Origin of the sequence: Methylocystis iwaonis (assembly GCF_027925385.1) — a bacterium.
In the GTDB taxonomy this organism is placed as follows: domain Bacteria; phylum Pseudomonadota; class Alphaproteobacteria; order Rhizobiales; family Beijerinckiaceae; genus Methylocystis; species Methylocystis iwaonis.
Map to the genome: position 1 here is coordinate 1,231,202 of NZ_AP027142.1, position 25,201 is coordinate 1,256,402.

Sequence of the window (25,201 nt, forward strand, 5' to 3'; positions counted from 1 at the left end):
GGCCGCACATATAGCATCGGACCGCGAGCCTTCCGGCTCGCTTTAGAAAAATGCGCGCCGGAAGGCGCGCGGTCCGGGCAGGCTTAAAAATCCAGCTCGGCGTAATAGGGGCCCGGCGTCATGCCCGGCGCGCGATCGGCGAGGAGCGGGCGGAAGGCCGGCCGCGACTTGATGCGCTGATACCAATGCTTGGCCGCCTCGTCCTCCTCCCAGGGGGCGTCGCCGAGATAGTCGACGCAGGAGAGATGCGCGGCGGCGGCGAAATCCGCGTAAGTGAGGCGATCGCCCGCAATCCAATTCCGCGCGCCGGTCAGATAGCCGATATAGCGCATGTGATGACGGACATTGGCGCGCGCGATGCGCACCAGATCCATGTCCGGCGCGCCGCCCTGCGGCGAAAAGCGCTTATAGACCTTCTCAGTGACCAGCCAGCTCGTGACTTCCTCGAAGAATTTCACATTGAACCAGTCGACCAGCCGGCGCGTCTCGATCCGTGCGTGCTTTTCCGGCGGCAGAAGGCGTTGCGGACCCTGCTGGGCGCCGTAGGTCTCGTCCAGATATTCGGCGATCACGGCGCTTGGCACGATTGTCCCGTCGTCGTCGATAAAGACGGGCGTCCGACCGGCGGGATCGAGCGAGAGGAATTCCGGTCGGCGGTCTGTGGCGCGTTCCTCGATCAACTCAACGGCGACGCCATATTCCGCGAGGATGAGCCGGACGAAGCGTGAATGCGGGCAAAGCGGGTAATGGTAAAGAAGGGGCATGAGGCCTGTTCGCGGCGCGCGGGACGACCACGCTCGGTTCCTGTATGGTTGAACTCGGCTAAAGCCGCAAGCGGGCGCTTTTGCGGCTGCACTTGGGCGCAGGGATATGCCATGATTCGTTTCATCCTCGCAGCGACTATGATCTTTTGCGGCTTTGCCCGGGCAGAATCCCTCAAGGACACGACGCCCAATGTCTCCGTCGTCGGCGAGGCGGCGGAGGAGGTGGCTCCGGACCGGGCCGTCTTGCATTTCGGGGTCATAACCGAGCGTCCGACAGCGGCGGCGGCGTCTTCCGACAACGCTCAAACGATCGGGGCCATCCTCTCGCAGCTCAAGACAATGGGCGTCGCCGAGACCGATATGCAGACGCAAGGCGTCTTTCTGTCCCCAATATCCACCGAGGATCGGGACGCCAAGGGCAAGGCGAAAACCGTTCAAGCCTATCGGGCGAGCAATAGCCTGGCGGTTTTCGTGAAGCCCGCCGAGAAAGCCGGAGACGTCATCGGCGCGGTGATCGACAAGGGCGCCAACAGCGTCGACGGCGTCGATTACGACAATTCGGATCTGACCGCGAAACGCGACGCTTTGCGCGCTGCGGCGGTGAAGGACGCCGAGCGGCGCGCGCGGGTTTACGCCGAAGCCGCGGGCCTGCGGCTCGGGCGCGTCGTGGAGATTCGCCCGTTCGACGAAGCCGCGCCGAGGCCGATGTCGGAGGCCCGCGTCGCGATGGCGCGCGACGCCTTTTCGGCGCCCCTGCGGCCGGGTTTGCAGCGCGTCACCGAGCGCGTCTCCGTCACCTGGGCGCTCGCGCGTTGATTTCTCAAGAGTTGGGCAGACTGCGCGAAATTAGAGCGTGGCGCCTGGGCGCTTGCATGTCATTCGGGCGCCGCATCGCGGCATTACGCGCTATAATATGTGGTGCGATAGGCAAAATGTATATCGCCGTCTCGTAGAGAGGCTGCCCATGGCGAATGTCATTTTCTATGAAAAGCCCGGCTGCGCCAGCAATGCGAAACAAAAAGCGCTGCTGCTCGCCTCGGGCCATCAGGTGGACGTCCGCGACCTTCTCCACGAGCCCTGGAGCGCGTCGAGCCTGCGTCCCTATTTCGGGGCCAAGCCTGTGCGCGAATGGTTCAACGCCGCTTCCCCGCGCGTGAAATCGGGAGAGGTGAACCCCGACGCCGTGAATCCGCAGGAGGCGCTGGTGATGTTGATCCTCGACCCCGGCCTCATCCGCCGGCCGCTCATGCGGGTCGGCGATCACTGCGAGTCGGGCTTCGATCCCGCCGCCGTGAACCGTTGGATCGGGCTCAAGCCCGATGCCGAGGGCGTCTCGGATCGCTGCGCGATGGACGCCTGATAAACGGGAACCGAACGGCGTCTTGCGCATTTCTTTCGAAACGGAGCGAGAGGGCGCGGGCTGATGCCGCTTGAGCATATCGATTCAGAAATCGTGCGGGAGGACAATGGCTTCTCCTTTTCGATGCGCATTCGGGGCGCCCAGCAGACCGTGCGGGTGTTCATTTCGGACGACGCTCTGGAGGGCGATTCCGCGCTCCCCGACGACGACGAGCTGAGAGGCCAGCTCGACGCCGACCGTGCGGCGCTGGAGGCCGTGGCCAGCGAGAAATACGCCCGCGGCCAGGTGGCCGCCGACGGCGTCGTCGCGATCACCCTTTCGGATGTGGTCAAATTCATCGATTAGACTGTGGATAATTTTGAAACCTCAACCGGGGCGAAAAACCCCCTTGCCAAATAGTCTATTCCGACTATAGACTTTCTAGGTCTAATAGATGGAGTAGAAAGATGCATAAGGGGTGGGGGAAGGTCGACGCGCTTCTTCGCATGTTGGCGTTGGCTGGGGCTTTTGGCGTATTCGGCGGCATGTCCGCCCAGGCGGGGCAGGCGCTGCTGAACGTCTCCTACGATCCGACGCGCGAGCTCTATAAGCAGATCAATCCGGCCTTCGCCGCGGATTGGAAGGCCAAGACCGGCGAGACGATCGAGCTGCAAGCCTCGCATGCCGGCTCCGGCGCGCAGGCCCGTGCGGTGATCGACGGCCTCAACGCCGACGTCGTGACCTTGGCGCTCGCCGCCGACATCGACGCCATTGCGACGAAGACGGGGAAGATTCCCGCCGATTGGCAAAAGCGCCTTCCGAACAACGCCTCGCCCTACACCTCGACGATCGTCTTCCTGGTCCGCAAGGGCAATCCGAAGGGGATCAAGGATTGGAGCGATCTCGCCAAGCCGGGCGTCGCGGTCATCACGCCCAATCCCAAGACCTCCGGCGGGGCGCGTTGGAACTTCCTTGGCGCCTGGGGCTATGGATTGGATAAATTCAAGGGCGACGAGGCCAAGACCAAGGACTTGGTCAAGGCTATCTACAAGAACGCCCCTGTGCTCGACACGGGCGCACGCGGCTCCACCATCACCTTTGCCCAGCGCGGATTGGGCGACGTGCTGATCGCTTGGGAGAACGAGGCTTTCCTGGCGCTGCAGGAATTCGGCGCCGATAAATTCGAGATTATTGCGCCGAAGCTCTCGGTGCTGGCCGAGCCGCCCGTCGCGGTGGTCGACGGCAATGCGGAGGCCAAGGGCAATAAGAAAGTCGCCGAGGCCTATGTCAATTTCCTCTACACGCCGCAGGCGCAGGCGATCATCGCGAAGAATTTCTATCGCCCGGCGCATCCGGAAGCTGCGGCGAAGGAAGATCTGAAAAGACTGCCGAAGATCGAATTCTTCACGGTCGATAAGACCTTCGGCGGCTGGGCCGCTGCGCAGAAGAAGTTCTTCGCCGACGGCGGCGTGTTCGACGACATCCAGAAACAAGAGCCTGCGAAGTGACCTCCCCGACCTTCGCAGGACGCAACGCTCGGCGCTTCAAAGCGCCGAGCGTCATCCCCGGCTTCGGCCTCACCTTTGGCTACACGCTGCTCTATCTGGGGCTTGTCGTGCTGTTTCCCCTGGCGACGCTGGTGTGGCGTTCGTCGGGGCTCGGATTTTCCGGCCTTTATCATATTGCCATCGAGCCGCGCGTGGCGGCGTCTCTGCAGACAACCTTTTCGATCGCCTTTTTGGCGGCGATCATCGATCTCATCTTCGGCCTGATCGTCGCCTGGACGCTGACGCGTTACGATTTCCCCGGCCGGCGCCTGCTCGACGCTTTCGTGGACTTGCCTTTCGCTTTGCCCACGGCCGTCGCGGGCATCTCGCTCGCCGCGCTTTACGCGCCCAACGGCTGGTTCGGCGCGCCGCTCGCGGATATTGACGTGAAGATCGCCTTCACGCGCTGGGGCATTCTCGTCGCGCTCGTCTTCATCGGCCTGCCCTTTGTCGTGCGCACCGTGCAGCCGATTATTTCCGAACTCGAAGTCGAACTCGAAGAAGCCTCCGGCACGCTTGGCGCCTCGCGCCTGCAAACGGTCGTGCGCGTGCTTTTGCCGCCGCTCGTGCCCGCGCTGCTGACCGGCTTCGCGCTCGCCTTCGCACGCGGCGTCGGCGAATATGGCTCGGTGATCTTCATCTCTGGCAACATTGCTTATGTGTCGGAGATTGCGCCGCTGCTGATCGTCGTGAAGCTGGAGCAATATGACTACGCCGGCGCCACGGGCATTGCGACCATCATGCTCGCCATTTCCTTCATCGCGCTGCTCGTCATCAATCTGATCCAGGCCTGGAGCCGCAAGAGGTTCGGTCATGTCTGAGACCGCCGTCGCATCTCTCCCACGCGCCCATGCGGGCGTGAAAGTGCGTCCCGTCACGCAGGATGCGCCCGCCACGCGCCATCTGCTGATTGCGACGACTTTCCTCTTTCTGTTGATCTTTCTCTTCGCGCCGCTGGCCGTGGTTTTTTCCGAGGCCATGGCCAAGGGTCTGCCGACCTTTCTGGAGACGTTCAGCGAGCCGGACGCCATCGCGGCGGTGAAGCTCACTTTGATCGTCGCAGCCATCGCCGTGCCCGCCAATCTCGTCTTCGGCCTCGCGGCCGCCTGGTCGATCGCGAAATTCTCTTTCCCCGGTAAGAGCCTTTTGGTCACGCTGATCGATTTGCCCTTCTCCGTGTCGCCGGTCGTTTCAGGTCTCGTCTATGTGCTGGTGTTCGGCGCGCAGGGTCTCTTCGGCCATTGGCTTTCGGCGCATGGATGGCAAGTGGTGTTTGCCGTGCCGGGCATTGTGCTCGCGACGATTTTCGTCACCTTTCCCTTCGTCGCGCGCGAGCTCATTCCGTTGATGCAGGAGCAGGGAACTGTGGAAGAAGAAGCGGCGCTTACGCTCGGCGCTTCGGGCTTCACCACCTTCCTCACCGTGACGCTGCCCAATATCAAATGGGGCCTGCTCTACGGCGTGCTTCTGTGCAACGCCCGCGCAATGGGCGAATTCGGCGCCGTCTCCGTCGTCTCCGGTCATATTCGCGGCTCGACCAACACAATTCCGCTTCAGGTGGAGATTCTCTACAATGAGTACAACAACGTCGCCGCTTTCGCGCTCGCGGTTCTCCTTGCAGGGCTGGCGCTCGTCACGCTCGGAATCAAAACTTTCCTCGAATGGCGGCACGCCGACGCTCTCGCAGCGCGCGGAAGGCGGCACTGACATGAGGAAGCAGGGTTTTTCGATCCGCGTCGAAAATGTCGCGCAGGACTTCGGCGCTTTCGCCGCGCTGCGCGACGTCAGCCTCGACATTCAGCCGGGAGAGCTCGTCGCGCTGCTTGGTCCTTCGGGTTCGGGCAAGACGACGCTTCTTCGCGTGATCGCGGGGCTGAACGCGCCCGATCGCGGCCATGTCTACTTCGACGGCGAGGACGCCACCAATCTTCCCGTGCAGGATCGGCGCGTCGGTTTCGTCTTTCAGAACTATGCGCTCTTCAAGCACATGACGGTGGCCGACAACATCGCCTATGGCCTCAAGGTGCGTCCGCGACGTTCGCGGCCGTCGCGCGGCGATATTGCGGCGCGCGCTGCGGAACTTTTGAAATTCGTGCAGCTCGAGGGGCTCGGCGATCGTTATCCGGCGCAGCTCTCGGGCGGCCAGCGCCAGCGCGTCGCGCTCGCCCGCGCCTTGGCCATCGAGCCGCGCGTGCTGCTGCTCGACGAACCCTTCGGCGCGCTCGACGCGCGCGTGCGCAAGGACCTGCGTCGCTGGCTGCGTGAGGTGCACAAGGAGACGGGCCTCACCACGGTTTTCGTCACGCACGACCAGGACGAAGCCATGGAGCTTGCCGATCGCGTCGTCGTGTTGAACGAGGGGCGCATCGAACAGATCGGCACGCCTGCGGAACTTTACGACCAACCGGCGTCGCCTTTCGTGATCTCCTTCGTCGGCGAGGCGGTGGCGCTTCCTGTCAACGTCGACGCCGGCCATGTGGTCTTCGGCGATCGAAAGCTTCATATCGACACGCATGGCCTGCGCAGCGGCCCGGCGCGCGTGTTCTTTCGCCCGGCCGATATTGCTGTCGCGGCCGACGGCGCGGGCGAGCTGGAAGGGCGCGTGGAAAGCCTGCGCCGCACGCCGGCCGGCGTGCGCGCGACCATTGCGATCGACGGCTACGACCAGACGCTCGAAATCGACTCGCCGCTCGATCGGGCGGCGGCGCTCGGCGATCGCGTGCCTTTGTCGCTCGCCAAGGCCCGGATTTTTCCAGCGAGCCAAAAAGAAGTCGATTACGTGCAGGCGGGGGAGGGCATTTGACCGCCGTCTCGGTCGACGATTCCCCTTTGACGCGCGCCGCGACGGGCGACTGGAACTCGGATCTCTATCTGAAGTTCGAGCAAGAGCGCACGCGCGCCGCGCGCGATTTGCTGGCGCGCATCCCATTTTGCGAAACGCGGCTCGTTTATGATCTCGGCTGCGGCCCGGGCAATAGCACGGAATTGCTGACGCGCAGCTTTATGGGCGCCGAGGTCGTGGGCGTCGACAAGTCCGACAATATGCTCGCTGTCGCCCGCGAGCGCGTGCCAAGTGCGCGCTTCATCAAGGAAGATATTGCCGATTGGGCGCCGCCCGAACATGCCGACGTCATATTCGCAAACGCCGCGCTGCACTTCCTTCCCGATCATCGAAAACTGATGCAGGCGTTGCTCGATTCGCTGCGTCCGGGTGGGCGCCTCGCGGTGCAAATGCCAGACAACACCCATGAGTTCTCTCACGCCGCCATGCGCATGGTGGCGGCGGACGGTCCTTGGGCCAATCGGCTGGTGCCTGTCGCGAAATCATTCACGGTCATCGGACAGGCCGACGAATATTACGATCTTTTCGCGCCTTTTTGCCAGCATATCGACATTTGGCAAACGGTCTATATCCATCCGCTCGATGGTCACCAGGGCGTCGTCGATTGGTTCGAAGGTTCCGGGTTGCGTCCGTTCCTCGATTTATTGAATGCGGAAGAGTGCGCGGACTTTCTCTCGCGCTATCGCGATCGTCTCGCGCAAGCCTATCCGAGGCAACCCAACGGCAAAGTGCTTCTGCGTTACCCGCGACTCTTCTTTGTGTTGCAGAAATAGCAATAGCGGCGCTCTCGCCGGGCGAGCGCGAGCCAAAAGCCCAATCTCCCCATATTTTGCCTTGTCGCGGAACGACCGCTAGCCTAGCGCGCTTTCCGCTCGCATGGAATCATGCGAGCGTGAGAAAGCGCGCAGATTCAGAAAGCTGGCGCGCTTTCATGCGAGCATTTGGTCGCCACGGGCGCGGGAACAGTGTGGCATTACGGCAACGGTTTAGCGTGAAAGATTATATAGTCTATTAATTCCATAGACAGGTAGGGCTGGCTGGGTTTGAATTGGAATCGGAAATGCTAGCGACGATGCGGCGCGGGCAGGGGACAATTAAAGGACGAGGGGTGGGGATGCTAAATTTGCAGCGGCAGTTGAAGCTCGGGGTCGCGGTCGCGGCGCTTGTGGCGATCGCGCCCGCTTGGGCTTTTGCCGAAGAAAAGGCCGCCGCCAATGTGGTCGAGACGAAAGGGCAGGAGACAAAAAAGAAGGCTTCCGGGTCGAACAAGCCGCTGAAGCCCGTTGCTGGTCAGCCGGCCGAAGCCAAGCCCCAAGGACCGAAAAGCTATTATGTGCCCACGCGCGCCTATCGTCTGGAGCCGCAGCCGGACATCCCGCCCTATGTGCGCAACCTCGGCAAGACCTATAAGGAGTTCGAGGGAATCGACTGGCTGAACGTCGGCCTCGATTCACGCGCGCGATTCGAATATCGCCAGAACGACTATCGGCCGTGGACCAACACGTCGCAGAACCCGCCGTCGTCGCAGCGCAAAATGTTCCCGAATTCGCTCTGGCTATCGCGGACGCGCGTCTATCTCGGCATCCAGAACATTCTCGACCCATTCCGCGCTGTGGTCGAGTTCCAGGATTCGCGCGCATTCAACAGCATCTATCAGTACCAGGGCCAGGAGATAAACGAGACCGATCTGATCTCCGCCTATGGCGAACTCTACTTCAAAGACGCCTTTGGCAAGGACGATCGCGGCAACGATCGTCCCTTGATGGCGCGCGCCGGCCGCTTCCATTTCGAGCTGCTCGACCGTCGTCTGATCGCGGAAAATGAATTCCGCAACACGACGAATAATTTCGAGGGGTTTCGCGTCAAGATCGGCAAGAAGGACAACGACTGGGATCTCGACAGCTTCCTGATGCGGCCGGTGGTGCGTTACCCCTATCAGTTCGACCGGCCCGACTGGCAGAACTGGATTTACGGCAGCGTGCTCAGTATCCGCCGTTGGTCCGAATATGCGACGGTGCAGCCTTACTTCATTGGCCGAAAGCAATTCGCTGACCCCTTCAACACATCGAATTCGCTCAAGGTCGCGCGCGAGACCTATGCGCCGGGCGTGCGCATTTATGGCGTGCTCGGCAATTTCGACTATGACTTCGACATCAACAAGCAGCTCGGCTACACCGGCGAGTTCGCGGCGATCGGCGCGAATACGACTGCCGTGCAAAGGACCGTGCAGCTCGACTCCATCGCTTATGGCATCGAGGCGGGCTATACTTTCGCCGATCACCCCTGGAAGCCGCGCGTCAGCTTGGTTTACACATATGGCTCCGGCGACAAGAGCCCTTACGACAGCGCCAGCCAAAACTTCGACATCTTCTACGGCTTCAACCAGCCCTTCTCTCGAAACGACTATATGGCGTGGAACAATATGAAGGCGCCGAAGGCGCGCCTCGAGTTCACGCCAGCGAAAAACCTGCAGATCGACACGGCCTTCAGCGCCTATTGGCTGGCAAGCGCCGCCGGGGCGTGGGACCGCGCCAATCTCTCTGCCCCGCTTGGCAATAGAGGGACTTTCGTCGGTACGGAGTTCGACATCCGCGCCCGCTACAAGCTTTCCCAATTTATCAATCTGACGGCGAGCTACGCCCGATTCTGGCCGGGCTCCTTTACGTCGAGCTTCGCGCAGGCGGTGGCGTTGCAGCCTTATTATCCGCAGTCCTTCCCCGGTCAGACGGGAACGACGAACGGGCTGACGGCCAAGCCGACCGACTTCTTCTATCTCGAAGCGAGCGTGAACGCCTTTGGCGACGGCCAGCCGATTACGAAGGATCCGGCATCGCAGTTCTGGGACGGCGTCAAGCTGAATGCTACGGAAGCGAAAGCGCCGAGCTGGCGCGACGTCTATGTCGGTCTGAACGGGGGCGGGGCTTGGTCGAGCCCGTTCTGGAACGGCGCCGTCTATCCCATCAGCAATGCGGCCGCGAGCACGCCCGTGGCGCTTGCGTCGACGATGCCCGCCGGCTCCAGCAATCTTGCCGGTTTCATCGGCGGCCTCCATCTCGGCACGAACTGGAGATTCGACAATAATGTCGTGGCGGGCCTGGAGGCCGATCTTCACGGTGTCTCCGGCAATACGGCGACGAAGTGGCAGGCGAACCTGGTTCCCGTCGGGGCGAACGCCTTCATCAATTACGACCAACGTACCGCGACGCTCAATTATCTCGGCACGATCCGCGGCCGGCTCGGCTATCTGGTGACTCCCACCGTTCAGCTCTACGGCACGGGCGGCATGGCCTATGGCGGCGTGACCTCCAATACGGCGCTGTTCACGCGGCGCGCGGCGGGCGCGAATATCACCAACGCCACGGCGACGTTCGACGACTCGCGCATCGGCTGGACGGCGGGCGGCGGCGTCGAATGGATGTTCATGCCGAATTGGTCGGCGAAGGCAGAGTATCTTCGTTACGACCTCGGATCAGTCTACGCCCGCGGCGTCGCCGTTCAGCCCAACGGCTTCTATGCCGTCGCAACGAATACGCGCACGACATTCGACGGGAATCTCATCCAGGCTGGGATCAGCCGGCATTTCGATATGCTGAGCAAGGACTGACGCCATTTCCGTTTGAACAGCTCGCATCAAGCGCGTGTCATTCCCGGCGGGCTGAAGCCCGACCGGGAATGAAGACCCACAAAAGCGCTAGTTTTATTCAGCGCCCGTCATTGCGAGCGAAGCGAAGCAATCCAGGACAGCGATGCCGCCCTGGATTGCGTCGTCGGCTCCGCCTCCTCGTAATGACGGCGGTGATTTCCTGTGTGTCCAAACGGCGCAAGCGTCGGGAATGGCGCCGGCTGCCGGCAAAGTGGCGTTGACGCCCCTCGCGCTTCGAGACGCCTGCTGCGCAGGCCCCTCAGCATGAGGGGCTTCTGCATCTACACAAAACACTTAGGCCTCATCCTGAGGAGCTCGCGTCTCGAAGGAAGAGGCCGCCTCGGAGGTTGTTCCTCAACGAACCGAGGCCCGCGGGAGTTCTCGCCGGCCTGTTTGGCGACGTCGCCGCCGCTGCCGGCAAGAACCAGTCATTCCGACCCCAGGAAGAGCTGCCGATCCTCGGCGAACATTTTCTGAGCCAGCGCGAAATCGTCCGGCCGGCCGATGTCGAGCCAGACGCAATCGTCCTGGAAGCAGCGAATGTCTTTTCCCGCCATTTTCATCCGCAAAAGAAGCTCAGGCATATCGAGATACGTATTCGTTTCGATATGCGGCCGGACAGCGTCCGCGTTCAGAATGTAGATTCCCATGCTGACGAGATAGCTGTTCTGCGGCTTCTCGTAATAGGCGGTCAATCGGCGCTCGGAGTCGATCTCCACCAGGCCGAATTCGAGCTTCACATTGCGTTGGAAGACGCCGACGGAAGCATGCGCGCCAGTCTCCCGATGCTGGCGCAGCATGCCGTCTAGGTCGAGCGTCGTGAGGAGATCGCCGTTCGTCACGAAGAAATCGCCGTCGAGGTCGCCCACTACGGCGCCGAGCCCGCCAGCCGTGCCGAGCGGACGATCTTCGCCTTTGTAGCGAATATCGAGGCCGAGAGACGCGCCGTCCCCGAAATAGGCTTCGATCAGATGGCGCAGATGACCGACGGCCAAGATCACCTCGGTGACGCCGGCCATTTTCAGCCGCCTCAGCAGCAGCTCGAGGATTGGCATATCATCCAAAGGGATGAGCGGTTTGGGAAAATGCGCCGAATAAGGATACAGGCGCGTTCCCTTCCCACCCGCCATCACGACCGCGCGCAGGATGGGCCTCGCGGCGCCGGCCGTTGCGCCGGATGGCGGCGGAAGCGCCTGCTCGCGCGCCTCCGGCATGGGAGGCGCATATCCAATGACGCCGGAATCAGCGTGACGATGCACTGCGACCTCCTGCATAGCGCGCCAACGCAGGCGTTACCTTTCTCCCGCACGAACGCCGCTTTTTGTCCCTGCCAGGCGTTGCGCTCCCGTCTGTTCGTCGGGGCGCGGGGGATTGTTTGTACTGGGCGCAGGCATGGACCGCAATTTGGCGATTCGGATGAAGCGCGCCGCGTCTTGGCGGCGGGCGTCGGCTCGGCCAAGAGAGTCGCGTAAGATCAAAAATCACTGAAACACACGCTGGATCGGAGCGTTATGACCTATCTTCCAAACAGGAGACCGTGGTCATGACCATGCCAAGACTCAATCGACACGTGGCCGGCCCTGCGGCGCTGCTCGCGCTGATCGTCGGACTCGGCCTTGTTGGCGGTACAAGGTCTAACCGTATGACAGAAAGCCTGAATGATACGATCGATGCGTCGAGCTTGCTTTCCGCGGTTCAAAACGCGCCACGCGAGCTCTACAATTACGCCGCGCCCACGCAGCCTGCGTCATCTGTGAAGCCAGACTCGACCTATTGGAGCGCGGACGAGTGGCGAATCGCCGCCAGCGCCGTCGAGAAGCTGCGCTCGGCCAGAAACGGGCAGGGCGCGGCGACGGCGTCCAATGCGAATATCGTGTGGCAGCCGCCGGAGGAAATTTCGAGCAAGAGCCGCAACGAGCGCGAGACCCCGCGCAAGTGAGCCGGCGCCTCGTCTCACGCTGAAGGGAAAATCTCCGGAAAAGATACGCCGCCCCTCCTGAGGGGCTGAGAATGAGCCGTCCATGGCGGGAGCCGCCATGGACGGCGCGCGCATGTTCGCGCGAGCGAAAATTTTTAAAAGCATCGAAAACATTGGTAGGCCGGGAGGGACTCGAACCCCCAACCAGACCGTTATGAGCGGTCGGCTCTAACCATTGAGCTACCGGCCCCTGTCGTCGCGGGGACGTTACGTCCTATACAGCAATCTGCCGAGCGGGCAATATCGTCGCGCGAAATGGGGCGGGGATGGCGGAAGCCGAGAAAAGAAGGGCCATCTTGGACGGGGCGCTCGAACTCGAGCGCCTCGGGCTCAATCATGGCGCCGCCGGCAATTTGTCTTTGCGCGAGGGCGCGGCGGTTCTCGTGACGCCGAGCGGCGTGCCGGCGCGGGAGCTTGCGCCCGAGGCGATTGCGCGCATGACGCTCGCCGACGACAGCGGCGCCTATGAGGGGCCGCTGCCGCCGTCGAGCGAATGGCGTTTCCATCTCGATATTTATCGCGCCCGGCCGGACGTCGGCGCCGTCGTCCATATGCATTCCACCTACGCGACGACTCTCGCGACGCTGCGGCGGGAGATTCCCGCCGTTCATTACATGATCGCGGCCTTCGGCGGGCCGACCGTCCCCTGCGTCGGCTACGCCGCCTATGGCACGGCGGAGCTTTCCGGGCTCGTCGTCGAGGGGCTGAGAAATCGCGATGGCGTGCTGCTGGCGAACCACGGCGCGATCGTCACGGGGCCCGACATGCGCAAGGCGCTGTGGCGGGCGGTGGAGCTGGAGGCGCTGGCGCGGGTCTATTATCTCGGCGCGCTGGCGGGCGCGCCGGTCATCTTGCCGGATGACGAGATTTGGCGGACGGTGGAGCGGTTCAAGACTTACGGGCCGCGCCAGTAGGCGAGCCGTCGTCGCAAGACCCAGGGCTTAGGCCGCAAGCTCCGGGAACAACCGCGCTAGCCCTTCCTTAGACGCCGCGCAGACGCCGCGCTCTGTGATGAGCCCGGTGACATAGCGCGCGGGCGTCACGTCGAAGGCCCAGTTGCGCGCGGGGGAGCCCGCCGGCGTCAGTCGAACCTCCGAGACAACGCCGTCGGAGCCCAGGCCGGCGATATGCGTCACCTCGCGCGCGTCGCGCTCTTCGATCGGAATGTCGGCGACGCCGTCGGCGATGCGCCAGTCGATCGTCGAGCTGGGCAAAGCGACATAGAAGGGCACGCCATTGTCATGCGCCGCGAGCGCCTTGAGATAGGTGCCGATCTTGTTGCAGACGTCGCCGGCGCGGGTGGTGCGGTCCGTGCCGACGACAATGAGATCGACGCGCCCATGCTGCATCAGATGGCCGCCGGCGTTGTCGGCGATCACCGTATGGGGAACGCCTTCGCTGAAAAGCTCGAAAGCGGTGAGGCTTGCGCCCTGATTGCGCGGGCGGGTCTCGTCGACCCAGACATGAAGCGGAACGCCCGCCCGCGCCGCCTTGTAGATGGGCGCCAGCGCCGTGCCCCAATCGACGGTCGCGAGCCAGCCGGCGTTGCAATGGGTCAGGATATTTAGCGGGCGGCCGGGGTTCTTCTCCGCCGCCGCGCGGATGAGCGTCGCGCCATGGTCGCCGATCGACTCGCAGCAGGCGACGTCCTCCTCGGCGATGCGCCCGGCCTCGGCATAGGCGCGCGCCGCGCGCGTCTCGGCGGGCGCCGCAAGAAGCAGCGCTTTCACGCGGTCCAGCGCCCAGCGCAGATTGACCGCGGTTGGACGCGTAGCGAGCAATCGCGCGTAGGCGGCCTCGATTGCGGCGTCGCTCGCGTCTCTTGCGACCGCGAGCGCGAGGCCATAGGCGCCGGTGACGCCAATCAGCGGCGCCCCGCGCACGACCATGTTGCGAATGGCGCGCGCGGCGTCGTCGAGACTGTCCAGCGCCAGCGTCTCGAAGCGGTGGGGCAGGCGGGTCTGGTCGATCACATGGACTCGCCGCCCATCTGGGTCGAGCCATATCGTCCGATAGTCGCGGCCGTCGATCCGCATCCTCCGCCCCCGCACACGATGCCTCTTGCTTTCGGCCCTTGTGCCTTCAGGTGAGGAACTTGTAAACCGGGGCGACCGCGAGCGTCGCGGCGTCGCTGGAGAGCTTCCATGACCTATTGCTGCGGCATTCTGGTGCGCGACGGGCTGGTGCTCATCGCGGATACGCGCACCAACGCCGGCCTGGATAATATCGCGACCTTCCGCAAGCTCCATGTCTTCGAGAAGCCGGGCGAGCGCGTGCTGATGCTCGCCACGGCGGGCAATCTCTCGGTCACGCAGGGCGTGGTGAATTTCCTCAACGAGGGGTTCGAGAACCCGGAGACGGGCGAGATCGAAAGCGCCATGACCGCCCAAACCATGCTGCAGGCGGCGCATCTCGTCGGCCGCGCCGTGCGCCGTTCCTTGCAGGAGGCGTCGCCGTCGGGCGAGCAAGCGAGCGGCGTCAGCTTCGATGTTTCGCTGCTGCTCGGCGGGCAGATCGGCGGCGGCGCGCCGCGCCTCTTCATGATCTATACGGCTGGCAACGCCATCGAATGCACGCCGGACACCAATTATCTGCAGATCGGCGAGCACAAATACGGCAAGCCCATTCTCGACCGCGCCGTGAACTATGAGAGCGATCTCTATGACGCGCTCAAGATCGGACTGATCTCGATGGATTCGACCATCCGCTCCAATCTTTCGGTGGGCTTGCCGATCGACATTGCGCTTCTGCGCAGGGGCGACATGAAGCTCGAAGTCTCGACGCGCATCGACGCGAATGACGAATATTTCCGCGATCTTCGTGAAAGCTGGTCGAAGGCGCTGCGCGCGGCGCATATGGCCATTCCCGCGCCGCCCTATCGCGGCCGCGAGCCTTGACTATTCTCGCGCCCGCCGACACCGCAGAGATTGCGCGCGCCGCGGAGATTTTGCGCGCCGGCGGGCTCGTCGCCTTTCCAACCGAGACGGTCTATGGGCTCGGCGCCGACGCCACCAGCGCCTGGGCCGTGGCGCGCATCTATGACGCCAAGGGGCGGCCCTCCTTCAATCCGCTGATCGCTCATGTCGCCGACCTGGAGGCGGCGCGGCGCGAGGCGTTGCTGCCGGAGGCGGCGCTCAAACTCGCGGAAGCCTTTTGGCCGGGGCCGCTGACGATCGTCGCGCCGGTCACGCCGGGCGGCTCCGTCTGCGAGCTGGCTCGCGCCGGCCTGCCGAGCGTCGCTTTGCGCATTCCCGATCATCCGGTGGCGCGGGAGCTGATCTCGGCGCTGGGCAAGCCCGTCGCCGCGCCCTCGGCAAACCGCTCGGGCCATGTGAGCCCGGTGACGGCGGCGCATGTGGCGGAGGATTTGTCCGGGCGGGTCGATATGATCCTCGACGGCGGGCGCGCGACGGCGGGCCTAGAATCGACGATCGTTTCCTTCTGCGACGCGTCGCCGGTCCTGCTGCGGCCGGGCGCCATTGCGCGTGAGAAGATCGAGAAGGTTCTGGGGGCCAAGCTCTGCGCGCCCACCCGTGCCGAAGTGATGGCGCCGGGCATGACCGCCTCCCACTACGCGCCGAATGCGCGGCTGCGGCTCGAAGCGCATGAGGTGCAGGCGGGGGAGGGCGCGCTCGATTTCGACGCCCGGCTGACGGCGCTTGCGGCGCAGGGGGCGGTGGTCCTCGATCTCTCGCCGCAGGGCGATCTCGTCGAAGCTGCGGCCAATCTCTTCGCCTATCTGCGGGAGCTCGACGCGCGCGGCGTCGAGAAGGTCGCCGTCGCGCATATTCCCGAAAGGGGGCTGGGCGAGGCGATCAATGACCGTTTGAGACGGGCGGCTGCGCCGCGGGTCTAATGGACCGCGAGCCTTCAGGCTCGCAAGGATGCGCGCCTGAAGGCGCGCGGTCCAGTTAAGCCGCCAGCGCCACCGGGCTCGCGGCGCGCAAATGGAAATCTTGCGTCACCGGATGCGGCGAACCTTTCAGCAGTGATGGGCTTTCATAGCCGCGCGCGACCAGATCGCCCGCACCGGCGGAGCACATTTCCACCGCCAGCCGCGTGAGCCGGTTCAGCACCGGCTCCACCACCCAGGAGAAGCGCGGCGCGTCGGGCGCGATACCCTGCATCAGTGATACGCGGGCGTCGTTGTTCGCCTGGCTCATGCGCGCCTGCCAGCCTGGCTGCGGCTCCTGCCAGTTATTGGCGACGATCACCGGCCCGCGATAGATGCGCGCCTCGCGCTCCGTGCGCTCGACCAGCGCCATTTCGCCCGGCTTGACGCCGGCCAGCGTGAAGAGCGTCGGCCGCGCCAGCGGCTCGCGGGCGATGAGCTGGACGGCGTCCTCGAAAGTCTCGCAGGTTTCGAAAGCGTAGCGCAGCAAATGGTCGGGCGGCCAGCCGCCTTCACTCGCCAGGGCGTTGCGAAGATTGAGCGCGGCGTCCAAAGCGAAGCCCAGGCTCCCAGTCGTTCGCCGTAGCATGGGCGCCTGATTGATGACCGCGCAGAAACGGCCCGGCGCCATGGCGCTGAGCACGCCGACGGCGCCCGGCCAGGTGGCGTTGTAGAAATCGCCGGCCGGCCCCGACTGCCATGCCATTTCCACCGCCTCGCCCAAGCCGCGAAACGGCCAGTCCAGCGTGCGGCGGATGCGGGGCAGGCCGTCCGGCCCCTCATAGGCCTGGGTCGTGCAGGCGAAGAGATAGGACATGTTGAGCGTCATCGCGCCCGGGAAACCAAGAATCGCGGCGACGTGCTCAAGCTCGGCGCGATAGGCGGACGCCGATTTGCGCAGCCAGTTCGTCGCCAATTGGTCGATCGGCGACAGACAATAGCGCGCCAGCGGCGCGACCGCGCCAAGGCAGGCGTCGCGCAGGGCCGCAGCGGCGTCGATCCGCGCCTGCGCATGGGCCACGGGACCGCCGTCGCGCACGTCGAGGAGCGGAATCGGGTTCATCGTCGTCCTTTTGTCAAAAAACATTCACTGAACGGAGATCGTTCCCACATCTGGATGTCATAATACAGCGAAAAATCCCTTGAGCTGCGCCGCGCTGCAATAGGCCCGGCGTTCAGGTAAGTTTCCTCCGCCTGAGGGCCGCCGATTCGGCCCGCGCAACGCACCGAGACGAAAATGACTCACGCTGTCGCCGCTGCTTTCCTCGCCCTGGAGACCCACGCGCCCTCGCTCGACGACGTCCGCACGCTCGACTTGTTCGAAAAGGATGGCGCGCGTTTCGATAATTTTAGCGTTTCGCTCGACGAGGATTTTCTCTTCGATTTCTCGAAGCACAAGGTGACTCGCGAAACGATCGATCTGCTCGTGGCGCTCGCCAAGGCGCGTCAGCTCGAAGGCCGGCGCGACGCGCTCTTCGCCGGCGAGCCCGTCAACAACACCGAGAAGCGCCCGGCCATGCATATGGCGCTGCGCGATCTCTCGTCGCGAGCGCTGGTCATCGGCGGCGCCGATATGCGCCCGGCAATCGAATCCGAGCGCGAGAAGGTCTTCGCCTTCGCGCGCGCCATTCGCAGCGGCGAGGCCAAGGGTGCGACGGGGCTTCCTTTTACGGACATCGTGAACATCGGCATCGGCGGCTCCGATCTCGGGCCGGTCATGGCCGCGCGCGCGCTTTCGCCCTATGGGGAGAATGGCCCGCGCGCGCATTTCGTCTCCAATGTCGACGGCGCCGATCTTTCGGATACGCTCGCCGGGCTCGATCTCGCGCGCACGCTTTTCATCGTGTCGTCGAAGACCTTCACCACGCAAGAGACCATGGCGAACGCCGCGAGCGCCCGCGCGCGCGTCGTCGCGGCGCTCGGTGAAGCGGCGGTGAACAAGCATTTTGCCGCTGTCTCCACCAAGCTCGACAAGGTGGCGGCTTTTGGCATCGACGCCTCGCGCGTCTTCGGTTTCTGGGATTGGGTCGGCGGGCGTTATTCGATCTGGTCGTCGATTGGTCTCGCGCTCGTGATAGCCATCGGCCCGGAGAACTTCACGCAGTTCCTGCAGGGCGGCTTCGATATCGACGAGCATTTCCGTTCGGCGCCGCTCGACAAAAATATCCCGGCGCTGATGGGCCTGCTCGGCGTCTGGCATCGCAACCCGCTCGATCGCCGCGCCCATGCGGTGATTCCCTATGATCAGCGCCTCGCACGCTTTCCCGCTTATCTGCAGCAGCTCGACATGGAGTCGAATGGCAAATCAGTGACGCGCGACGGCCGTTTCGACACGCATCGTACCGGGCCGATCGTTTTCGGCGAGCCGGGCACCAATGGGCAGCACGCTTTCTTCCAATTGCTGCATCAAGGCACGGACGTCACGCCGATCGACTTCCTCGTCGCCGCCGAGCCTACTGCCGCCGACGCGCACCATCACGCGCTTCTGTTCTCGAACTGCCTCGCTCAGTCCGAAGCCTTTATGCGCGGTCGCACGTTGGAAGAGGCAAAGGCGCAATTGCGCGGGCAGGGGCTTGGCGCAGACGAGGTCGAAAGGCTTGCGCCGCATAAGGTCTTCTCCGGCGATCGTCCGACGAGCGTGCTGCTGTATCGCCGGCTCGATCCGCGCACTCTGGGGCGCCTCGTCGCGCTCTATGAGCACAAGGTTTTCGTGCAGTCAGTGATCTGGGACATCAATCCCTTCGACCAATGGGGCGTCGAGCTCGGCAAGGAACTCGCGAACAAGCTGGGGCCGATCGTGGAGAACGCCAGCGCGTCGACCGTGGGGCTGGATGGCTCGACGGCGGGATTGATCGCCTGGCGGCGATCGAAGCAATAGTCGTCATTGCGAGGAGCGCAGCGACGAAGCAATCCAGAGCCGCTACTGCTGCTCTGGATTGCGTCGATCCGCTCGCAATGACGGGAACGCTAAATGGCCTTCGCCACAAGAATGCTCGTCAGCGTCGGCAAGGCGTTGTCGAGCAGTCTGAACCCGCCGAACCCCGCCTGCCGCAGCAGCGCTTCGATCTCTTCAACCCGGCGCGGCTCGCCGCGGCCCATGGCGAGCGTGTAGAAGCCGTAATAGGCGTCGAGGGTCTCGGCCCCCTTCACGCCGGACATCGCCTCGATAATCAGCAGCGTCGCGCCCGGCTCCATCGCGCGGCGGATGTTGCGCAGGAGCATCAGCGCTCGTTCGTCATCCTGATCGTGCACGATGCGGATCAGCGTGACGGCGTCGGCGCCTTTCGGCAAATCGTCGCGCAAGAAATCGCCGCCGTGAATTTGCGCGCGCGCCATGAGGCCCGCCGCCTCCAGCCGCATCCGCGCGCGGTCCGCAACGGCAGGGAGATCGACGAGCGCGAGCTGCAGATCTGGGGCGCGCGCGGCGGCGGCGCAAAGGAAAACGCCCTCGCCGCCGCCGATGTCCATGAGACGCTTGTGCTGCCTCATGTCATAGGCGTCGAGCGCCTGCTCGGCGACCATGGGCTGCGAGGCGGCCATCAGCGCGCTATAGGGCGCGACGTCTCCCGGGCTCAGCGCCTTGGGTTGCTCGAGGTCCGAATAGGGCCAGTAATCGGCGAGCGCCGCGCGCTTCTCGCCGCGCAGCAGCGCCACCGGGTCGGCGATGTCGGCGTAAAGCAGGGGCTGGTGCTCAACGAGCGCGCGCGCCGCCGCATTCCCGAGAAAAGCCGCGCCGAGCTGGCCCAGCCCGTAACGCTCGCCCGCGCGCCGCTCGGTGATGTCGAGCGAGGCGGCGGCGTCGAGCAGCCGCCGCGTCGCCGCTTCCGAGAGCGCGAGGCGCGTGGCAAGATCGGAAACCGTCAGCGGCCCGCCAGCAAGCGCCTCGAAGAGCTTCAGCCGGGCGCAAGCGAACAGCACTTGCGAATAGACGAAGCCGGCTGTGAGATCGAGCGCCGCCCGCGCCCGCCGTCGGGCGATCGGCCGGGTGAAAGGGTTGGCGAGCGACCAGCGCTGGAATTTGGGATCGGCGATCAGCCTGTCGCGACGGGCCCGCAGATCATCCAGCCAGCGCTCGAAAAGACCTGCCATATCCCGCCCCCGCTTTTGACCGCGCCCCGATAGCATGCGCCCCGAGGCGCGCGAAGAGGCGCCGCCGTTGCGGGCGCGCCCGCCTTAATGTAGAAGGGAGACGCGTCGACTCGCGACAGGCGCCCGTAGCTCAGCTGGATAGAGCGCTGCCCTCCGAAGGCAGAGGTCAGAGGTTCGAATCCTCTCGGGCGCGCCAGGTCGACGGAGATTTTCACGGACGACGCTCTGAATGACATTTTTTCAGGACTCCTTGGTTTTGCACGCCACTTTGCCGCCGCCGTCGCCTTTTGCGCGGTCTTTCGTGTCATCGAATTCGTGGCCTGGAGCTTCGTCGCTGTAAGCGTCCGAGTGCATTCCCGGCGCGCTGAAAGCCCGGCAGGGAATCCAGAGCCACGAGAGCGCGGTTTTGCACAGAGCCCGTCATTGCGAGCGAAGCGAAGCAATCCAGAACAGCGATGCAGGCCCGGATTCCTTCGTCGGCTCCGCCTTCTCGTAATGACGGCGGTGATTGCCCGTGTCCAAACGGCGCGAGCGGCGGGAATGGCGCCGAACCAATCGAGCGGATCTCGTATAAGATGACCAATGCGGGCGAAACCCCCGGCAAGCGCGGCCACAATCCGCCGCCCATCATCTTCCACGCGCGAGAAGGCTTTGCCGGAGCGCCGGTACCGACCGAGGAAGAGCAGCGGCGCGCGCTCTTCCTCGCCAACCTCGCCATCTATGTGCCTCTCGCGGTGGGATTCGCGGTGCTTCTTTTCGTTCAGTGGATCGAACAAGCCAGATGCTCTCCGGGGAACGCAACGGACTCAGCCATGGAGACCGCCTGCTCCTCCGACTCATCGGGTTCCGGAGGTGGCGGTGGTAGTGGTGGCGGCGGCGGCGGCGGGGGCGCTGCGAGATTCGGCGGCTTCGGGGCGGTGGGCGCCGGCCATGGCGGCGGAGGCGGTTGATGAAGCGCGAGGCTTCTTCGCCGCGTCCAAACTTCGAAGCCGAGGCGAAAAAGATAGGCTTCGACTACGCCTATGCGGATGGCGAGCCCTATTGGGAGGAAAGCGCGCGCTACGTCTTCTCACTGGCGGAGATAGAGGACAGGCTCGAGGCGGCGACGGCCGAGCTGAATGCGCTTTGCCTTTCGCTCGTCGAAAACGTCGTCGAACATGATCATCTGATGCGACGACTGAGGATTCCAGAATGCGCCTTCGACGTGATACGCGCAAGCTGGAGGCGGCGCGACCCCTCGCTCTACGGCCGCTTCGATTTCGTCTACGATGGCAAAAGCGAACCCAAGCTCCTCGAATTCAACGCCGCACGCCGACGAACCTTTATGAATCCTCGGTCGTGCAATGGCATTGGCTTCAATCCCAAGTCGCGCGGGGCGAGCTGCCGCAAGACGCCGATCAGTTCAACTCGCTGCACGAGAAGCTTGTCGCGCGTATGGGAGAGATCGCGCCGAGCCGCTTGCTGCATCTCTGCTGCATGTCGAAAAACGCCGAAGATGCAGGAACGACAGCCTATCTCGCCGAATGCGCGCGCGAGGCGGGGCTCGTGACGAAGCTTCTCGACATGAGTGGAATAGGGTTGAAACACAATGAGTTCGTCGATCCAGACTGGCGCAGGATCGAGTTCCTCTTCAAGCTCTATCCCTGGGAATGGATGTTTGCCGACTCTTTTGGCAAATCCTCAGCCGTCGGGCGGACGCGCCTCGTCGAGCCGCCCTGGAGGATGATCCTATCGAACAAGGGCGCGCTGGCGCTGCTCTGGGATATGGCGCCGGGACACAAGAATCTCTTGCCCTGTTATTTCGAGGACGACCCGCAAGCAGAAAGGCTCGGCGCGAAATATGCGCGCAAGCCGATCTATTCGCGCGAGGGGGCCGACATCGAACTCGTAGACGGAGTCTGCATCGCCCGGGGCGAGACGGACGGCTATGGCCGGGAAGGATATGTCCGCCAGGCGTTTTGTCCCCTGCCGGCATTCGACGGTCGGCGCCCCGTCCTTGGCTGCTGGCTCGTCGGCGATGCGCCGGCGGGCCTTGGCATCCGCGAGGATAAGGCGCTCATCACCTCCAATCGCGCGCGCTTTACGCCACACGCGATCATCGGGTGAAATCGGCGCGTGAGTGGCCCGCCAAAATCAAATGTTTGACCAGGTAACTCAACGAGGCGGGACCTCCGAGGCGACTCCCGCGTGGCCGACCGGGCCGGCCTTGGAGGCGCCGCCGACGCTGATCGCCTCGCTTCTTTCGGTTCGGGCCGCCTGCCGGGCGTCGGGCGTTTGCACGCTTGGCGTCCAGTAAAACAGAAGCGCTGCAATCAGGCCGGGAGCGGCATTGGCAAAGGCGGCGCGGAACAGGGCGGCCATTTTACGGACAAGGCTTTCAGACATGGCGAACGTCCATTTCAAACGAATGTATTAAATTCAACCAATCGGCTGAAGCAAAAATAAGGCAAGGATCGAGGCACCGGTCGAGGCGGTCGCTCGACGGAGACGGTCTCCGACCTGCAAAATGGCGCCTCGAGCCTATCGGCTCTGATGTCTCACGCAGGCGTCGAAGGCGTTATCTGCTTCCCGGGCCATCTCCGGATTCGCATAAATCCGCAGCGCCAAGGAATCGCTGCGTTGGCCCGAAAGACCGTGCCGTCGAGCCACCGATTTTTGCGCCTCATAGGCGCACATCGTCACGTGATCGCCGGCGGCGCGACTGCGCTTTTGTGAGGCTGCCGTCGACGGCGGCGCCACGAGCAGAGTCGCAGCGACAGCGAGGCGCCCAAGAAGGCATGAAGGGCGGTCATCGAGCCGCTTCGTCATGAAACCGAACGGGGTAAAAGGCATGTCTATCGCGCTCCTTATCAACGAGGCGCGCTCCTTTTTGACAGGCACAAAGAAGCGCCCGGTTTTAGGCCAGGCGCTCGAGTTGGGAGGGAGTAAATGAGACCTCATCAACCTGCCGGCTTTTTGATTGTTCCCTAGCGCGCTTTCCGCCCGGATGGAATCGCGCGAGCGATGAGAAAGCGCGCAGAGTCAAAAAGCAGGAGCGCATTCTTATACCGTTTCCGTTTGAATAGCTCGCATTGGCGCTTGTCATTCCCGACGGACCGAAGGCCATCTGGAATCCGGGAGCCACAAAAGCGCAGGTTTTGCTCTGGATTCCCGATCACTCGCTGCGCGAGCGTCGGGAATACACCGAACCAATCAAGCGGATTTCGTATTATCGGCCGAGAGATTGCCGCGGCTGAGGGAATGTTCTCGCACGCACACGGCGGCCGTGCTGCTGTATCTGGCGCTGGAGTGGGAGGCGAGAGAGGACGAAAACGGCGACGGCCCGGCGATTATTCTTCGCCGAGCCGCAGCAACTGCTAGCAGACAAGAATGTGGCGGCTGCCTGAAGCTCACAAGTCAGCCGCCAGGTCGAGCTGGTCGTCGTTGGGTCTCCCCCTCGAGGGAGGCCTCGGAGCTTTCCGTGCGCTCGATCGCAACCCCCGAAGGCGTTGCATGGAATCAATCTTTTGAACGCTGAGAAGTTCGCCTGAGACGACAAAAAATTTGCGAGGGCGCGCTGAGCGGACCCGCGTTGCGTTGGCGCAGGGCGCCCGTCTAGAAGCGGCGAAGGCGAAGTTCTGCGTGATTTGCGATCGGGAGGCTTGATGGACGAGCTTACAATCAAGCGCTTCCTGCCCTGGGTGGTGGCGACCGCCCTTTTTATGGAGCAGCTCGACGCGACGATCGTCAATACAGCCGTCCCGGCGATGGCCGAAAGCTTACAGGTCACGCCGCTGAGCTTGAAAGCGGTCGCGGCGAGCTATGTTTTGAGCCTGGCCGTGGGCATCCCCGTAAGCGGATGGGTCGCCGACCGCTATGGGACGAGAAAGGTCTTCGCCGCCGCGATCGCCGTTTTCACGCTCTCGTCGATCCTGTGCGGATTATCCCAAAACGCAGGGCAAATGGTTCTCGCCCGAATACTCCAGGGCGCCGGCGCGGCTTTGATGACGCCGGTCGGAAGATTGGCCGTCGTCAGGACCTTCGGAAAGGCCGAGCTGCTGACGGCGATGAACTTCGTCATCATACCGGCGCTTATCGGGCCGCTTCTCGGCCCGACGGTCGGCGGCCTCATCGTGCATTGGCTTTCCTGGCGCGAGATCTTCTTCGTGAATGTCCCGATTGGCATCGTCGCGCAGTGGTTGGTCCATCGCTACATGCCCGATTATCGGGGAGAGAGTGAGCGTCCTTTCGACTGGCTGGGCCTTGTCCTCTTTGGATCAGGCATGGCGCTTCTTTCCTGGCTTCTCGAAATATTCGGAGAACATCAAATCCGCCCCGAGCTGGGTGTCGCGCTTTTCGCCGTGGCGATGGCGCTGCTTCTCGCCTATTGGGCGCATGCGCGCCGAGCCGCTTTTCCGTTGCTCGATCTTGCCTTGTTCAAGAAGCGGACATTCCGGGTTTCGGTCGCCGGCGGCTTCCTCACAAGGCTCGGCGTCGGAGGCTTGCCCTTTTTGACACCCTTGCTGTTTCAGGTGGGCCTTGGGCTTCCCGCGTGGGAGTCGGGCATGCTGATGATGCCGACGGCGGCCGCCGCCATGGGCATGAAATTCATCTCCGCGCCCATACTCGCGCGTTTTGGCTACCGCACGGTCCTCGTCAGCAACACTGTGATGATCGGCGTCGCGATCTGCCTGTATTCCCTGGTGACCGAACGCACGCCGCTCGCGGCCGTCGTCGCCATCGGTTTCCTTCTCGGCTTCTTCAACTCGCTTCAGTTCACGAGCATCAACAGCCTCGCCTATGCGGATGTCGAGCCGTCGGAGTCGAGCATGGCCGCCACCATTGCGAGCTCTTTCCAGCAAATATCGATGAGCTTCGGTCTTGCGATCGGGTCTCTGGTGGCGGCCGCATTTCTGGGCGCGGCGCCACAGTCAAATCCTCACGCCGTCATTGCCGCCCTTCACGGCGCCTATCTGTCTCTCGGCGCGCTAACCGTCCTCTCGTCTCTCTCTTTCTGGCGATTGCGCAAGTCCGATGGCGCAAGCGTCAGTCGTGCGCAGACGGAACTGGCTTGAGGCCGGGTTGGCGCGGTTCCACGCGCCCAGTCTTTTGAGGAGCCTACGCCGGC

General features: G+C 63.5%; 22 protein-coding genes, 2 tRNA genes and 1 pseudogene. 18 read left to right on the plus strand and 7 right to left on the minus strand.

The genetic code is table 11. The features are described 5' to 3' along the window. Nucleotides 1-83 precede the first annotated feature (83 nt). A complete protein-coding gene (locus tag QMG84_RS05930) occupies nt 84-764 on the minus strand; it encodes a glutathione S-transferase family protein (RefSeq protein ID WP_281931131.1) in 681 nt (226 codons plus the stop codon). Nucleotides 765-875: 111 nt separating this feature from the next. Here QMG84_RS05930 and QMG84_RS05935 point away from each other — a divergent pair, with 111 nt between their 5' ends. From QMG84_RS05935 to QMG84_RS05975, 9 genes are all read left to right on the plus strand, one after another. Further along, a complete protein-coding gene (locus QMG84_RS05935) occupies nt 876-1,580 on the plus strand; it encodes an SIMPL domain-containing protein (protein ID WP_281931133.1) in 705 nt (234 codons plus the stop codon). Nucleotides 1,581-1,728: 148 nt separating this feature from the next. After that, complete coding sequence (locus QMG84_RS05940) at nt 1,729-2,124, plus strand: ArsC/Spx/MgsR family protein (protein ID WP_202073866.1); 396 nt, start codon at nt 1,729-1,731, stop codon at nt 2,122-2,124. Between the two features lie 63 nt (nt 2,125-2,187). Continuing rightward, the gene (locus tag QMG84_RS05945; RefSeq protein ID WP_202073865.1) at nt 2,188-2,469 is read left to right on the plus strand and encodes a hypothetical protein; all 282 of its coding nucleotides are present in this window, start codon (nt 2,188-2,190) and stop codon (nt 2,467-2,469) included. A gap of 179 nt (nt 2,470-2,648) precedes the next feature. Next, nucleotides 2,649-3,611 carry a sulfate ABC transporter substrate-binding protein gene (locus QMG84_RS05950; RefSeq protein WP_246744963.1) on the plus strand — a complete coding sequence of 321 codons (963 nt, stop codon included), beginning with the start codon at nt 2,649-2,651 and terminating at the stop codon, nt 3,609-3,611. Further along, nucleotides 3,608-4,471, plus strand: coding sequence for a sulfate ABC transporter permease subunit CysT (cysT, locus tag QMG84_RS05955; RefSeq protein ID WP_202073864.1), 864 nt, complete (start codon nt 3,608-3,610; stop codon nt 4,469-4,471). The genes QMG84_RS05950 and cysT overlap by 4 nt, the downstream gene beginning before the upstream one ends. After that, the gene (gene cysW / locus QMG84_RS05960; protein WP_281931137.1) at nt 4,464-5,357 is read left to right on the plus strand and encodes a sulfate ABC transporter permease subunit CysW; all 894 of its coding nucleotides are present in this window, start codon (nt 4,464-4,466) and stop codon (nt 5,355-5,357) included. The genes cysT and cysW overlap by 8 nt, the downstream gene beginning before the upstream one ends. A gap of 1 nt (nt 5,358) precedes the next feature. After that, a complete protein-coding gene (locus tag QMG84_RS05965) occupies nt 5,359-6,453 on the plus strand; it encodes a sulfate/molybdate ABC transporter ATP-binding protein (RefSeq protein WP_281931139.1) in 1,095 nt (364 codons plus the stop codon). A gap of 26 nt (nt 6,454-6,479) precedes the next feature. Beyond that, nucleotides 6,480-7,265, plus strand: coding sequence for a trans-aconitate 2-methyltransferase (tam, locus tag QMG84_RS05970; protein WP_281931927.1), 786 nt, complete (start codon nt 6,480-6,482; stop codon nt 7,263-7,265). A gap of 341 nt (nt 7,266-7,606) precedes the next feature. Beyond that, nucleotides 7,607-10,096: an alginate export family protein gene (locus tag QMG84_RS05975; protein ID WP_281931141.1), complete on the plus strand. Its 2,490-nt coding sequence runs from the start codon at nt 7,607-7,609 to the stop codon at nt 10,094-10,096. A gap of 467 nt (nt 10,097-10,563) precedes the next feature. Here the strand turns inward: QMG84_RS05975 and QMG84_RS05980 are convergent, their stop codons facing one another. Next, nucleotides 10,564-11,394: a sugar phosphate nucleotidyltransferase gene (locus QMG84_RS05980; protein ID WP_281931142.1), complete on the minus strand. Its 831-nt coding sequence runs from the start codon at nt 11,392-11,394 to the stop codon at nt 10,564-10,566. Nucleotides 11,395-11,678: 284 nt separating this feature from the next. Between QMG84_RS05980 and QMG84_RS05985 the strand changes: the two genes are divergently transcribed. Beyond that, nucleotides 11,679-12,074: a hypothetical protein gene (locus tag QMG84_RS05985; RefSeq protein WP_281931144.1), complete on the plus strand. Its 396-nt coding sequence runs from the start codon at nt 11,679-11,681 to the stop codon at nt 12,072-12,074. 153 nt (nt 12,075-12,227) lie between these two features. Here QMG84_RS05985 and QMG84_RS05990 read toward each other — a convergent pair. Further along, a tRNA-Ile gene (locus tag QMG84_RS05990) sits at nt 12,228-12,303 on the minus strand. A gap of 76 nt (nt 12,304-12,379) precedes the next feature. Between QMG84_RS05990 and QMG84_RS05995 the strand changes: the two genes are divergently transcribed. Beyond that, entirely contained in the window at nt 12,380-13,027 is a 648-nt protein-coding gene (locus QMG84_RS05995) for a class II aldolase/adducin family protein (protein WP_281931146.1), read from the plus strand. 27 nt (nt 13,028-13,054) lie between these two features. Here QMG84_RS05995 and mtnA read toward each other — a convergent pair whose 3' ends face one another. Continuing rightward, nucleotides 13,055-14,149 carry an S-methyl-5-thioribose-1-phosphate isomerase gene (mtnA, locus tag QMG84_RS06000; protein WP_281931148.1) on the minus strand — a complete coding sequence of 365 codons (1,095 nt, stop codon included), beginning with the start codon at nt 14,147-14,149 and terminating at the stop codon, nt 13,055-13,057. A 108-nt stretch (nt 14,150-14,257) separates the two neighbouring features. Between mtnA and QMG84_RS06005 the strand changes: the two genes are divergently transcribed. Both QMG84_RS06005 and QMG84_RS06010 read left to right on the plus strand, forming a co-directional pair. Beyond that, a complete protein-coding gene (locus QMG84_RS06005) occupies nt 14,258-15,010 on the plus strand; it encodes a proteasome-type protease (protein ID WP_281931149.1) in 753 nt (250 codons plus the stop codon). Beyond that, nucleotides 15,007-15,969 carry an L-threonylcarbamoyladenylate synthase gene (locus QMG84_RS06010; RefSeq protein WP_281931151.1) on the plus strand — a complete coding sequence of 321 codons (963 nt, stop codon included), beginning with the start codon at nt 15,007-15,009 and terminating at the stop codon, nt 15,967-15,969. Before QMG84_RS06005 ends, QMG84_RS06010 begins: the two co-directional genes overlap by 4 nt. A gap of 55 nt (nt 15,970-16,024) precedes the next feature. Here the strand turns inward: QMG84_RS06010 and QMG84_RS06015 are convergent, their stop codons facing one another. Then, entirely contained in the window at nt 16,025-17,068 is a 1,044-nt protein-coding gene (locus QMG84_RS06015; protein WP_281931152.1) for a hypothetical protein, read from the minus strand. A 174-nt stretch (nt 17,069-17,242) separates the two neighbouring features. Between QMG84_RS06015 and pgi the strand changes: the two genes are divergently transcribed. Next, nucleotides 17,243-18,883 carry a glucose-6-phosphate isomerase gene (pgi, locus tag QMG84_RS06020; protein ID WP_281931153.1) on the plus strand — a complete coding sequence of 547 codons (1,641 nt, stop codon included), beginning with the start codon at nt 17,243-17,245 and terminating at the stop codon, nt 18,881-18,883. Between the two features lie 89 nt (nt 18,884-18,972). Here pgi and QMG84_RS06025 read toward each other — a convergent pair whose 3' ends face one another. Further along, complete coding sequence (locus QMG84_RS06025) at nt 18,973-20,094, minus strand: methyltransferase (protein ID WP_281931155.1); 1,122 nt, start codon at nt 20,092-20,094, stop codon at nt 18,973-18,975. Between the two features lie 119 nt (nt 20,095-20,213). On the opposite strand from QMG84_RS06025, the gene QMG84_RS06030 reads away from it, so the two are divergent. The 3 genes and pseudogenes from QMG84_RS06030 (at nt 20,214) to QMG84_RS06040 (ending at nt 22,200) form a co-directional block, all read left to right on the plus strand. Continuing rightward, a tRNA-Arg gene (locus tag QMG84_RS06030) sits at nt 20,214-20,290 on the plus strand. Nucleotides 20,291-20,669: 379 nt separating this feature from the next. After that, the gene (locus QMG84_RS06035; RefSeq protein WP_281931157.1) at nt 20,670-21,044 is read left to right on the plus strand and encodes a hypothetical protein; all 375 of its coding nucleotides are present in this window, start codon (nt 20,670-20,672) and stop codon (nt 21,042-21,044) included. Then, nucleotides 21,044-22,200: pseudogene (locus QMG84_RS06040) on the plus strand (glutathionylspermidine synthase family protein). Before QMG84_RS06035 ends, QMG84_RS06040 begins: the two are co-directional and overlap by 1 nt. Nucleotides 22,201-22,248: 48 nt before the next feature. Here QMG84_RS06040 and QMG84_RS06045 read toward each other — a convergent pair. After that, nucleotides 22,249-22,479: a hypothetical protein gene (locus QMG84_RS06045; RefSeq protein WP_281931158.1), complete on the minus strand. Its 231-nt coding sequence runs from the start codon at nt 22,477-22,479 to the stop codon at nt 22,249-22,251. A 1,259-nt stretch (nt 22,480-23,738) separates the two neighbouring features. Here QMG84_RS06045 and QMG84_RS06050 point away from each other — a divergent pair. Continuing rightward, on the plus strand, nt 23,739-25,148 hold the full coding sequence (locus tag QMG84_RS06050) for an MFS transporter (protein ID WP_281931159.1): 1,410 nt from the start codon (nt 23,739-23,741) through the stop codon (nt 25,146-25,148). Nucleotides 25,149-25,201 lie beyond the last annotated feature (53 nt).

What these genes read in the sequence shown, in the direction of transcription:
- QMG84_RS05930 (WP_281931131.1), bottom strand. Translation starts at nt 764, where the DNA reads ATGCCCCTTCTTTACCATTACCCGCTTTGCCCGCATTCACGCTTCGTC.
- QMG84_RS05935 (WP_281931133.1), top strand. Translation starts at nt 876, where the DNA reads ATGATTCGTTTCATCCTCGCAGCGACTATGATCTTTTGCGGCTTTGCC.
- QMG84_RS05940 (WP_202073866.1), top strand. Translation starts at nt 1,729, where the DNA reads ATGGCGAATGTCATTTTCTATGAAAAGCCCGGCTGCGCCAGCAATGCG.
- QMG84_RS05945 (WP_202073865.1), top strand. Translation starts at nt 2,188, where the DNA reads ATGCCGCTTGAGCATATCGATTCAGAAATCGTGCGGGAGGACAATGGC.
- QMG84_RS05950 (WP_246744963.1), top strand. Translation starts at nt 2,649, where the DNA reads ATGTCCGCCCAGGCGGGGCAGGCGCTGCTGAACGTCTCCTACGATCCG.
- cysW (WP_281931137.1), top strand. Translation starts at nt 4,464, where the DNA reads ATGTCTGAGACCGCCGTCGCATCTCTCCCACGCGCCCATGCGGGCGTG.
- QMG84_RS05965 (WP_281931139.1), top strand. Translation starts at nt 5,359, where the DNA reads ATGAGGAAGCAGGGTTTTTCGATCCGCGTCGAAAATGTCGCGCAGGAC.
- QMG84_RS05975 (WP_281931141.1), top strand. Translation starts at nt 7,607, where the DNA reads ATGCTAAATTTGCAGCGGCAGTTGAAGCTCGGGGTCGCGGTCGCGGCG.
- QMG84_RS05985 (WP_281931144.1), top strand. Translation starts at nt 11,679, where the DNA reads ATGACCATGCCAAGACTCAATCGACACGTGGCCGGCCCTGCGGCGCTG.
- QMG84_RS05995 (WP_281931146.1), top strand. Translation starts at nt 12,380, where the DNA reads ATGGCGGAAGCCGAGAAAAGAAGGGCCATCTTGGACGGGGCGCTCGAA.
- mtnA (WP_281931148.1), bottom strand. Translation starts at nt 14,149, where the DNA reads ATGCGGATCGACGGCCGCGACTATCGGACGATATGGCTCGACCCAGAT.
- QMG84_RS06005 (WP_281931149.1), top strand. Translation starts at nt 14,258, where the DNA reads ATGACCTATTGCTGCGGCATTCTGGTGCGCGACGGGCTGGTGCTCATC.
- QMG84_RS06015 (WP_281931152.1), bottom strand. Translation starts at nt 17,068, where the DNA reads ATGAACCCGATTCCGCTCCTCGACGTGCGCGACGGCGGTCCCGTGGCC.
- pgi (WP_281931153.1), top strand. Translation starts at nt 17,243, where the DNA reads ATGACTCACGCTGTCGCCGCTGCTTTCCTCGCCCTGGAGACCCACGCG.
- QMG84_RS06025 (WP_281931155.1), bottom strand. Translation starts at nt 20,094, where the DNA reads ATGGCAGGTCTTTTCGAGCGCTGGCTGGATGATCTGCGGGCCCGTCGC.
- QMG84_RS06035 (WP_281931157.1), top strand. Translation starts at nt 20,670, where the DNA reads ATGACCAATGCGGGCGAAACCCCCGGCAAGCGCGGCCACAATCCGCCG.
- QMG84_RS06045 (WP_281931158.1), bottom strand. Translation starts at nt 22,479, where the DNA reads ATGTCTGAAAGCCTTGTCCGTAAAATGGCCGCCCTGTTCCGCGCCGCC.
- QMG84_RS06050 (WP_281931159.1), top strand. Translation starts at nt 23,739, where the DNA reads ATGGACGAGCTTACAATCAAGCGCTTCCTGCCCTGGGTGGTGGCGACC.